Source organism: Burkholderia sp. MSMB1459WGS (assembly GCF_001534535.1).
Classification (GTDB): Bacteria; Pseudomonadota; Gammaproteobacteria; order Burkholderiales; family Burkholderiaceae; genus Burkholderia.
Genome location: NZ_LPMU01000014.1, coordinates 67,013 through 76,671 on the forward strand (window position 1 = coordinate 67,013; position 9,659 = coordinate 76,671).

The 9,659-nt window shown below is 68.2% G+C and carries 11 protein-coding genes; 5 read left to right on the plus strand and 6 right to left on the minus strand.

Features of this window, described 5'->3' with window-relative positions:
* Positions 1–78: 78 nt before the first annotated feature.
* Entirely contained in the window at positions 79–231 is a 153-nt protein-coding gene (locus tag WT97_RS34505) for a hypothetical protein (RefSeq protein ID WP_174429583.1), read from the plus strand.
* Between the two features lie 57 nt (positions 232–288).
* On the opposite strand, the gene WT97_RS06845 is transcribed toward WT97_RS34505, so the two are convergent.
* From WT97_RS06845 to wrbA, 4 genes are read right to left on the minus strand one after another with little or no spacing between them, the layout of a single operon-like run.
* Positions 289–1,119, minus strand: coding sequence for a metallophosphoesterase (locus WT97_RS06845; protein ID WP_060034313.1), 831 nt, complete (start codon positions 1,117–1,119; stop codon positions 289–291).
* Between the two features lie 25 nt (positions 1,120–1,144).
* Entirely contained in the window at positions 1,145–2,566 is a 1,422-nt protein-coding gene (locus tag WT97_RS06850; RefSeq protein ID WP_060034310.1) for an FAD-binding oxidoreductase, read from the minus strand.
* 18 nt (positions 2,567–2,584) lie between these two features.
* On the minus strand, positions 2,585–2,983 hold the full coding sequence (locus WT97_RS06855) for a DUF2069 domain-containing protein (RefSeq protein ID WP_060353193.1): 399 nt from the start codon (positions 2,981–2,983) through the stop codon (positions 2,585–2,587).
* Complete coding sequence (gene wrbA, locus WT97_RS06860; protein ID WP_059505686.1) at positions 2,980–3,600, minus strand: NAD(P)H:quinone oxidoreductase; 621 nt, start codon at positions 3,598–3,600, stop codon at positions 2,980–2,982. Before wrbA ends, WT97_RS06855 begins: the two co-directional genes overlap by 4 nt.
* Before the next feature lie 142 nt (positions 3,601–3,742).
* Between wrbA and WT97_RS06865 the strand changes: the two genes are divergently transcribed.
* Complete coding sequence (locus tag WT97_RS06865; protein ID WP_060353194.1) at positions 3,743–5,071, plus strand: YihY family inner membrane protein; 1,329 nt, start codon at positions 3,743–3,745, stop codon at positions 5,069–5,071.
* A 16-nt stretch (positions 5,072–5,087) separates the two neighbouring features.
* Here WT97_RS06865 and WT97_RS06870 read toward each other — a convergent pair whose 3' ends face one another.
* Positions 5,088–5,405 carry an Mpo1-like protein gene (locus WT97_RS06870; RefSeq protein ID WP_059505690.1) on the minus strand — a complete coding sequence of 106 codons (318 nt, stop codon included), beginning with the start codon at positions 5,403–5,405 and terminating at the stop codon, positions 5,088–5,090.
* 157 nt (positions 5,406–5,562) lie between these two features.
* Between WT97_RS06870 and WT97_RS06875 the strand changes: the two genes are divergently transcribed.
* The 3 genes from WT97_RS06875 (at position 5,563) to aroC (ending at position 9,444) form a co-directional block, all read left to right on the plus strand.
* Positions 5,563–6,018: a CBS domain-containing protein gene (locus tag WT97_RS06875; protein WP_034207093.1), complete on the plus strand. Its 456-nt coding sequence runs from the start codon at positions 5,563–5,565 to the stop codon at positions 6,016–6,018.
* A gap of 142 nt (positions 6,019–6,160) precedes the next feature.
* Entirely contained in the window at positions 6,161–8,095 is a 1,935-nt protein-coding gene (locus tag WT97_RS06880) for an MFS transporter (RefSeq protein ID WP_060353195.1), read from the plus strand.
* Between the two features lie 248 nt (positions 8,096–8,343).
* Positions 8,344–9,444, plus strand: a complete 1,101-nt coding sequence (aroC, locus tag WT97_RS06885; protein WP_059505694.1) for a chorismate synthase — start codon at positions 8,344–8,346, stop codon at positions 9,442–9,444.
* 149 nt (positions 9,445–9,593) lie between these two features.
* Here the strand turns inward: aroC and WT97_RS35170 are convergent.
* Positions 9,594–9,659, minus strand: a 66-nt coding sequence (locus tag WT97_RS35170) for a 4Fe-4S dicluster domain-containing protein (RefSeq protein WP_156440217.1), incomplete at its 5' end; no start/stop codon positions are given.

A 9,659-nucleotide genomic window follows, 5' to 3' on the forward strand; every position in this document is an offset into this window, starting at 1 on the left:
CGCAACATTTTTTTACGAACGTGTGTCAGACAGTTTGATACTGTTGGAATTAACGAGATACACCACACCGGAGTAGCGATGGATACGCACCTGATGATCGGCCTTGGCGTCCTGCTGGGCGCGGCTGCCGCCGCGGCGGCGACCCGCGACCTGCTGCGTGCGATGAAGGCGAAGGCGCAGATGAAGCCCGTGCCGGTCCGCGTGCGCGACCCGCGCCGCCCCGGCCGCTGATCCTGCCGTCGCGCCTCAGGTCGGGAAGGCCGCGCCACGCGGCCGCCCGGCCGGCGCTCAGCCGAGTTCGACGACCTTGTCCCACGCGAACGCGGGGTTTTCCCATTCGCCGGTGCGCCGGTGAAGGTAGCCGCGCGGATTGCACACCACGCGCGTGCCGCCGTCCGCAACGTAGTCGAATGACGTATGCGTGTGGCCGTGCAGCCACAGATCCACCGGCGGCCGCACCAGTTCCGCCATGTCCGTGACGAACCCCGCCGACGCCAGATCTTCCGCATAGCGTTCCGCCAGCGAGCGGCGGTGCGGCGCATGATGGGTGACGACGATCGTCCTGCCCGCAAACGGCGCCGCCAGTTGCGCTTCCAGCCATGCACGGCCTCGCCGGTGCAGCGCGATCGCGTCGGCCGGCGCGAAATCCCGTTCCGGCGCCTCTGCCGTCGTATGCACCGTCGCGTCGTGCGGCCAGGTTACCTGGATCAATCCCTTGAAATCGAGCATCACGCGCAGGCCGGCCTCGGTCGCGCGCGCGACGCTGGCTTCGTCCCGGCCGAACAGCGAAAAATCGGTCCAGAGCGTCGTGCCCAGCACGCGGAAGCGTTGGGCAGGATCGACGTAGACGCCGTTGTTCAGGTAATGCACGTTGTCGAGCGCGTGCGCCGCGTCGCGCATGGCCGCCTCCAGCGCGCCGAATTCCCCGTCGTAGTACTCGTGGTTGCCCGGCACGTAGATCACCGGCACCGCGGGGTCGAACGTCTCGGCGGCCCAGCGCAGGCCTTCCGCGTGATTGTGAATGTCGCCGGCCAGCACGACGAGATCGGCGTCGGCATGCGGGATCGCGTCGGGCAGGTTGCTTTCGAGATGCAGGTCGGACAGGACGCGGATTTTCACGGGATTCGCTCCGGAGCAGGCGGCTTCAGCGCAGGACCTTGCCGGGATTCATCAGGCCGCGCGGGTCGAGCGCGGTCTTCAGCGTGCGCATCAGCGTCGTTTCGACCGGCGACTTGTAGCGCTGCGCGTCGTCGATCTTCAACTGGCCGATGCCGTGCTCCGCGCTGATCGTGCCGTGGTGGCGGTGCACGTTGTCGTAGACGATCCGGTTGATCGGCGCCTGGAACGCGGCGAGGAACGCCTTCGCATCGCCGCCTTCGGGCATCTGCACGTTGTAGTGCAGGTTGCCGTCGCCGAGGTGGCCGAACGTGACCATGCGCGCGCCCGGCGCGGCCTGCTGGATCGCCGCGTCGGTCTCGTCGATGAAGCGGGCGATCGACGAGATCGGCACCGCGATGTCGTGCTTGATGTTGAGCCCTTCGTCGGCCTGCGCGAGCGGGATGTGCTCGCGCAGGTCCCAGAACGCACGCGATTGCGCGAGGTTCTCCGCGACCACCGCGTCGACCACGAGCCCGGCCTCGAACGCTTCTTCCATCAGCTTCTCGAACAGCGCGCGCGCATGCGCTTCGCTTTCGTTGTCGGACAGCTCCAGCAGCACCGTTTGCGCATGGGTCTGCGCGAACGGGTAGCGCAGTTGCGGATAGTGCTTGCCGACCAGCTGCATGCAGAAATCCGACATCAGCTCGAAGCCGGTCAACAGCGGCCCGGCCGCCCGCTGCGCCAGCGCGAGGAAGTCGAGCGCCGCGTGCGGCGATTCGAGCGCGGCCAGCGCCGTCACCTGTGCCGCCGGCAGCGGATGCAGCTTCATCACCGCCGCCGTGATGATGCCGAGCGTGCCTTCGGCGCCGATGAACAGGTCGCGCAGGTCGTAGCCCGTGTTGTCCTTGCGCAGTCCGCGCAGCCCGTCCCAGATCTCGCCCTGCGGCGTCACGACCTCGAGGCCGAGGCACAGCTCGCGCGCGTTGCCGTAGCGCAGCACCGCGGTGCCGCCCGCATTGGTCGACAGGTTGCCGCCGATCGTGCAACTGCCTTCCGCCGCGAGGCTCAGCGCGAACAGCCGGCCGCCTTCCCGGGCGCGCGCCTGCACGTCGGCGAGGATCGCGCCGGCTTCGACGGTGATCGTGTTGTTGTGCGGATCGAGTGCGCGCACGCGGTTCAGGCGCGCGACGCTCAGCACGGCCTGGTTGCCGCTCGCATCGGGCGTCGCGCCGCCGGCGAGGCCCGTATTGCCGCCTTGCGGCACGAGCGCGACGCCGTGCGCGTTGGCGAGCTTCACGAGCGTGGCGACTTCAGCCGTGTTCGCGGGTTTCAGCACCGCGCATGCCGCGCCCTTGTAGCGGCGGCGCCAGTCGGTCAGGAACGGATCGGTATCGTGCGGATCGGTCAGCACGTGCTCGGCGCCGATCGCGTCGCGGCACGCGGAAACGAAAGCTTCGGAGGACATCATCACCTTGTCGCGTAAGGGTCAGGGCGTGGCGCGCGGTTTTTTCGCCGCGCGCTTGAACGGCGCGACGTAAGCCAGCGCCGCCACGAAGAAGCCGACGGCAAGCGCGGTCTCGCACCAGCCGAGCGTCGCGGACAGCCCGCGATCGGACATGCCGCGCACGATACCTTCTGCAAGATAGACGAGGATCAGCATGCTCGCCCACTGCATCGTATAGATGTTACGCCGCCAGACGCCGGGCAGCGCGAGCGCCAGCGGCACGGCCTTGAGCATCAGCGCGGAGCCGCCGGGGCGCAACGGCGCGAGCCACAACTCCCACGCGAGCGACAGCGCGATCAGCGCGACGAGACACGCAGCGGCGGCCCGCGCATGGCGCGGCCGGGCCGCGACGGCGGGGCGGGTGGGGGCGGGGGCGCTCATGCCGCCTCGGCGGCCTGGGCGCCGGCGAGGGCCGCGGCGGCGCGCGCGAGCCGTACGCCGAGCGCGGCCGCGAGCGCCTTCTCGTCCGCCGACAGCCCGCCGGACGCCGCGCGGTCGTGTTGCGCGACGTGCGACGCGCCGTACGGCGTGCCGCCCGTACGTGTCGTGCTGAGGGCGGATTCGGTGTACGGGATCCCGACGATCATCATCCCGTGATGCAGCAGCGGCAGCATCATCGACAGCAGCGTCGATTCCTGGCCGCCGTGCAGGCTGCCCGTCGACGTGAACACGCTCGCGGGCTTGCCGGTCAGCGCGCCCGACAGCCATTGCGGCGTCGTGCCGTCGAGGAAATACTTGAGCGGCGCGGCCATGTTGCCGAAGCGGGTCGGCGAGCCGAGCGCGAGGCCCGCGCATTCCTCGAGGTCGCGCAGTTCCGCGTAGGGCGGGCCGTCGGCCGGGATGTCGGGGGCGGTGGCTTCGCAGACGGCCGACACGGGCGGCACGGTGCGGATGCGGGCCTGCATGCCCGGCACGCTGTCGATGCCGTTCGCGATCGCGAGCGCGAGATCGCGCGTGGCGCCGTGACGGCTGTAATAGAGGACGAGGATGTCTTTCATGGGCGACGGGGCCGCATGCGGCCGCGCGCGTGCCCGGTGCAGTCGGCCCCTGCTGGAATCGAGCGGCTATTATAGGGGCTGAAGCCGTCGCGCAGCGCGGCGGCGCGCCGTGACGCGCGCAGCATCAAGAAGGAGAAGCCGTTTGCCGAAGTTGAGCGTCGATCTCGTCACCATCAAGCGCCTCGCGCAGTTCGCGGCCCGGCGCAGCGCCGAGGATCGCATCCCGCAAGTGGCGGGCAGCCTGACCTTCACGACGATGCTGTCGCTCGTGCCGCTGCTGACGGTCGCGTTCGCGTTGTTCACCGCGTTCCCGATGTTCGCGTCGTTCCAGATCTCGCTGCAGGGGTTCCTCGCGGATCACCTGATGCCCGCGCAGTTCAACATCCAGATCTTCAAGTACCTGAACCAGTTCGCGTCGAAGGCCAAGGGGCTGACGACAGCCGGCCTGATCGTGCTCGTCGTCACGTCGGTGATGACCATGATGACGATCGAATCGGCGTTCAACCTGATCTGGCGCGTGCGCAAGCCCAGGCCGTTCGCGCAGCGCGTGCTCGCATACTGGGCGCTGATCACGCTCGGGCCGTTGCTGTTCGGCGTGAGCCTGTCGATCTCGTCGTACCTGTTCACGCAGTCGCTCGCGTTCACCGGCGCGGGGCCGTCCACGTCGATCGTCGAGTGGCTGCTCGCGCTTGCGTCGCTGCCGTTGACGGTGCTCGCGTTCACGCTGCTGTACGTGTACCTGCCGAACTGCGCGGTCGCATGGCGCGACGCGGTGATCGGCGGCCTGTTCGCGGCCATCGCGTTCGAACTCGCGAAGCGCGGCTTCGGCTACTACGTCCGGCGCATTCCGACCTATACGGCCGTCTATGGCGCGTTCGCGGCGCTGCCGGTGTTCCTGCTGTGGGTGTATTTGAGCTGGTTCATCGCGCTGCTCGGCGCGATGGTCGCGTCGGCGCTGCCGGCGATTCGTGTCGGCCAGTTCCACCGCATCCACTATCCGGGCAGCGACCTGCTCGACGCACTCGAGCTGCTCGCGCGGCTGGCCGACGCGCGCGCGGCCGGCAAGCGTGGCTACACGGCGATCCGGCTCGCGACGATGCTGCGCTGCGACATGGAAACCGCGCAGCGGCTGCTGACGACGATGGAGGAGCGGGAATGGGTGGCGCGGCTCGACGGCGACGGCGAGGCCACACCGCGCTACATCCTGCTCGCGAACCCGGAACAGTTGACGCTCGCGCAGTTGTTCGACGTGCTGGTGATCGATCGCACGGAGCTGACCTACCAGCTCCAGCGCCGCCGCAGCCATGTCGACGGCGCGGTGCTGCTCGCGGTGCTGTCGAGCGACCGGTTCGACGTGACGCTCGCATCGCTGATCGCCGCGCACCGGCTCGCGGGCGCGGAGCCGGCCGGGGGCGCCGGTTCGGCGCAGGGCGTGGCCGACCCGCACGCGCGGCCGCCGCGGCCTGCCTGACGGCGGGGCCCGGAGGTTACAGCGGGATCTTGCCGGTGCAGATGTCCTTGAACATCACCCAGTCGCCCATCAGGCTGTAGATCGGGTGCCGGAACGTGGCCGGGCGGTTCTTCTCGAAGAAGAAGTGTCCGACCCACGCGAACCCGTAGCCGCAGACGATCGCCGCCGGCAGCCACAGCCAGTTGCCGGTCGCGACCGCCATCGCGACGCAGCCGATCACGCCGAGCGAGCCGATGAAGTGCAGCCGCCGCGACGTCAGATTCTGGTGCTCGTTCAGGTAATACGGGTAGAAGTCAGCGAAGCTGGCGAATTGCTCCGTATGCGTATGCGCCATGGCCGTCTCCTCGGGCCGCCGTTCATGAGCCCATTGTGCGGCCGGCTGCCCGCGTCCGCAAGCGGCGGCGGCCCGCCGCGCCGGCCCGTGCTTTCCTTTTGACAGGCTTTCCGATAGGATCGAAAGAGATTTTGCATTCAAGCATGAGGGGACTACGATGCGCGTCAGCGATATTCTGAAAGTGAAGGGCAACACGCTGTTTACGGTGACGCCCGATAAGCCGCTGCGCGAAGCGGTCGATACGATGGCCGAACACGACATCGGTTCGCTCGTCGTGATGGAGTACGGCGATCTCGTCGGGATGCTGACGTTTCGCGAGATCATTCTGCGCCTGCGCGAAAACGGCGGCGCGATCGGCGACGTGCAGGTGCGCAAGGTGATGGACGAGCCGCTCACGTGCACGCCGGAAACGGACGTCAACGAAGTGCGCCGGATGATGCTCGAGCGTCACGCGCGCTACATGCCGGTGCTCGACAAGAAGGTGCTGATGGGCGTCATTTCGTTCTACGACGTCGCGAAGACGGTCGTCGAGGCGCAGAGCTTCGAGAACCGGATGCTGAAGGCGTACATCCGCGACTGGCCGGAATCGGAAGCCGAAGCGCACAAGCCGTGAATCCCGCCGCGCCCGGCACCTCGATGCATGGGCGCCGCCATCCGGCATGCGGCGGCGCAGGTTTGTCCTGCGCCGCCTTTTTTTCAACGACAACAACACGAGGCCCGCGCAGCTTCGCCCAGACGAGGCGCGCGTATTCCGCATGAGCGATCACACGCAAGCCACCTCCGGGCGGCGCGACGAACGGCGCGCGCACGCATCGCAGTTCGACCTGCTGCGCGAGCGTCGCTTCGCGCCGTTTTTCACGACCCAGTTCCTCGGCGCGCTGAACGACAACGTCTTCAAGATCGGCTTTACGTCGCTCGTCACGTATCACACCGCGCGGTTCTCCGGCGTCGATGCGAAGACGGCCGCGTTCCTGATTTCCGCGATCTTCATTTTGCCGTTCGTGCTGTTCTCGGCGACGTCCGGCCAGATCGCCGACAAGTATGACAAGGCGACCCTCACGCGCTTCGTGAAGTCCTTCGAGATCGTGCTGATGGTGGTCGGCGCGGCCGGCTTCGTCACGCACAGCGCGACGCTGCTGTATCTGTGCACGTTCATGATGGGGATGCACTCGACGCTGTTCGGGCCCGTCAAGTATTCGTATCTGCCGCAGCATCTCGGCGAACACGAACTGGTCGGCGGCAACGGTCTCGTCGAGATGGGCACGTTCATCGCGATCCTGATCGGCACGATCATCGGCGGCGCGGCGGCCGGCATCGAAGGCAGCGGCGAGCGCGTGCTCGCGGTGAGCGTCGTGGTCATCGCGCTGGCCGGGCGGCTCGTCGCGCAGCGCGTGCCGTCGACGCCCGCGCCGCAGCCCGACCTCGTGATCAACTGGAACCCGGTCAGCGAGACCTGGCGCAACCTCGGCCTCGCGCGCCAGAACCGCACGGTGTTCCTGAGCCTGCTCGGTATCTCGTGGCTGTGGTTCGTCGGCGCGACGTTCCTCACGTCGTTCTTCAATTTCGCGAAGGACGTGCTGTCCGCGAGCCCCGACGTCGTCACGATCCTGCTCGCGACGTTCTCGGTCGGCATCGGCCTCGGCTCGCTGCTGTGCGAGCGGTTGTCGCAGCGGCGCGTGGAGATCGGCCTCGTGCCGCTCGGCTCGATCGGCATCAGCGTGTTCGCGATCGAGCTGTATTTCGCGAGCCACGCGCTGCCGTCGCCCGGCCATCTGCTGTCGGTCGGCGAATTCCTGGCCGGTGCGCGCCACTGGCGGATCCTGGCCGATCTGTTCCTGCTGGCGATGTTCGGCGGCTTCTACAGCGTGCCGCTGTATGCGCTGATCCAGAGCCGCAGCGCGCCGACGCACCGCGCGCGGATCATCGCCGCGAACAACATCCTGAACGCGCTGTTCATGATCCTGTCGGCCGTCATGGCGATGGGGTTGACCAAGGCCGGCGTCGACATTCCGGGGCTGTTCCTCGTCACCGCGCTGCTGAACGTGGCCGTCGCGACGTATATCTACCTGCTCGTGCCCGAGTTCCTGCTGCGCTTCGTCGCGTGGGTGCTCGTGCACACCTTCTACCGGATCCGCCTCGTGCACGCGGAGCGGATCCCGGCGGAAGGCGCCGCGGTACTCGTGTGCAACCACGTCAGCTACGTCGATGCGCTCGTGCTGGCCGCCGCGAGCCCGCGCCCGATTCGTTTCGTGATGGATCACCGGATCTTCAAGACGCGTTTCGCGAGCTGGGTATTCCGGCATGCGAAGGCGATCCCGATCGCGCCGCGTCACGAGGATCCCGCGATGCTCGCGCGCGCGTACGACCTGTGCGAGGCCGCGCTGAAGGACGGCGAACTCGTGTGCATCTTCCCCGAGGGCAAGCTGACGAAGACGGGCGACATCAACACGTTCCACCACGGCATCACCGAGATCCTGAACCGCACGCCGGCGCCGGTGATCCCGATGGCGCTGCGCGGACTGTGGGGCAGCTATTTCTCGCGGCATACCGATGCGCGGATGCCGCGTCCCATCAAGCGCGGCGCGATGAGCCGGCTGACGCTGGCGGTCGGCGAGCCGATCCCGGCGTCGGTGGCGACGCCCGAGGCGTTGCAGGCGGCGGTGGCGGAGTTGCGCGGCGCGCGGAAGTAGGCGGGCGCCGGGCCGGCAACGCGCGGGCATTCGGCGGCGTCCGGGCTGGGGCGGGCGCCCGGACGCGCTTTCGTGGGCCGCGCAGCACGCAGCCTGTGCGTGGCCGGCGGTCGGGCGGCCCGCGGCCCGCGGGGCCGGGACGGCTGGCATAATAGCGGTTTACCTCTTTTCTCGACCGGCAAACGATCGACCTGCCTGCGGCTCCGGCAGCGCATCGGTTTGCCCATTTCTCTTTGGGCGGTTCCATCATGTCCGGCAATACCCTCGGCACGCTTTTCACTGTCACGACCTTCGGCGAATCGCACGGTCCCGCGATCGGCTGCGTGATCGACGGCTGCCCGCCGGGGATGGGGCTGACCGAAGCCGACATCCAGGTCGAGCTCGATCGCCGCAAGCCGGGCACGTCGCGGCACGTGACGCAACGGCAGGAGGCCGACGAGGTCGAGATCCTGTCGGGCGTGTTCGAAGGCGTGACGACCGGCACGCCGATCGCGCTGCTGATCCGCAACACCGACCAGCGCAGCAAGGATTACGGCAACATCGTCGAGACGTTCCGTCCCGGCCACGCCGACTACACCTACTGGCAGAAATACGGCATCCGCGACTACCGCGGCGGCGGCCGCTCGTCCGCGCGCCTGACCGCGCCGATCGTCGGCGCCGGCGCGGTCGCGAAGAAGTGGCTGCGCGAGCGCTTCGGGGTCGAGGTGCGCGGCTACATGAGCGGCCTCGGCGAAATCGACGTGCCGTTCGTCGACTGGTCGCACGTGCACGAGAACCCGTTCTTCTCGCCGAACGCGGCGGTCGTGCCGGAGCTCGAGGCATACATGGACGCGCTGCGCAAGGACGGCGATTCGATCGGCGCGCGCATCGACGTTGTCGCGTCGGGCGTGCCGGTCGGCTGGGGCGAACCGGTGTTCGACCGGCTCGATGCCGATATCGCGAAGGCGATGATGAGCATCAACGCGGTAAAGGGCGTCGAGATCGGCGCGGGCTTCGACAGCGTCGCGCAGCGCGGCTCGGTGCACGGCGACGAACTGACGCCGGCCGGCTTCGTCGGCAACCACGCGGGCGGCGTGCTCGGCGGGATTTCGACGGGGCAGGACATCACCGTGTCGATCGCGATCAAGCCGACCTCGAGCATTCGCACGCCGCGCCGCTCGATCACGAAGAGCGGTGAAGAGGCGACGGTCGAAACCTTCGGTCGTCACGATCCGTGCGTCGGCATTCGTGCGACGCCGATCGCCGAATCGATGCTCGCGCTGGTGCTGATCGACCATGCGCTGCGTCACCGTGCGCAGTGCGGCGATGTCGAGACGCCGACGCCGAAGATCTCCGGCAGCGCGACCTGATACGAGCAGGCGGGGCGCAGCGCGCGCCGTCTCGACCGTCGAACGATGAATGCAAGCGGGGCGCTGCATGATGCAGCGCCCCGTTTCGTTTGCGGCGGTGTGCGGCGACCAAACGAAACGCGCCGCTCGTGGCGGCGCGTTCCGGCAGCTTACATGTTCGGGTAATTCGGCCCGCCGCCGCCTTCGGGCGTGACCCACACGATGTTCTGCGTCGG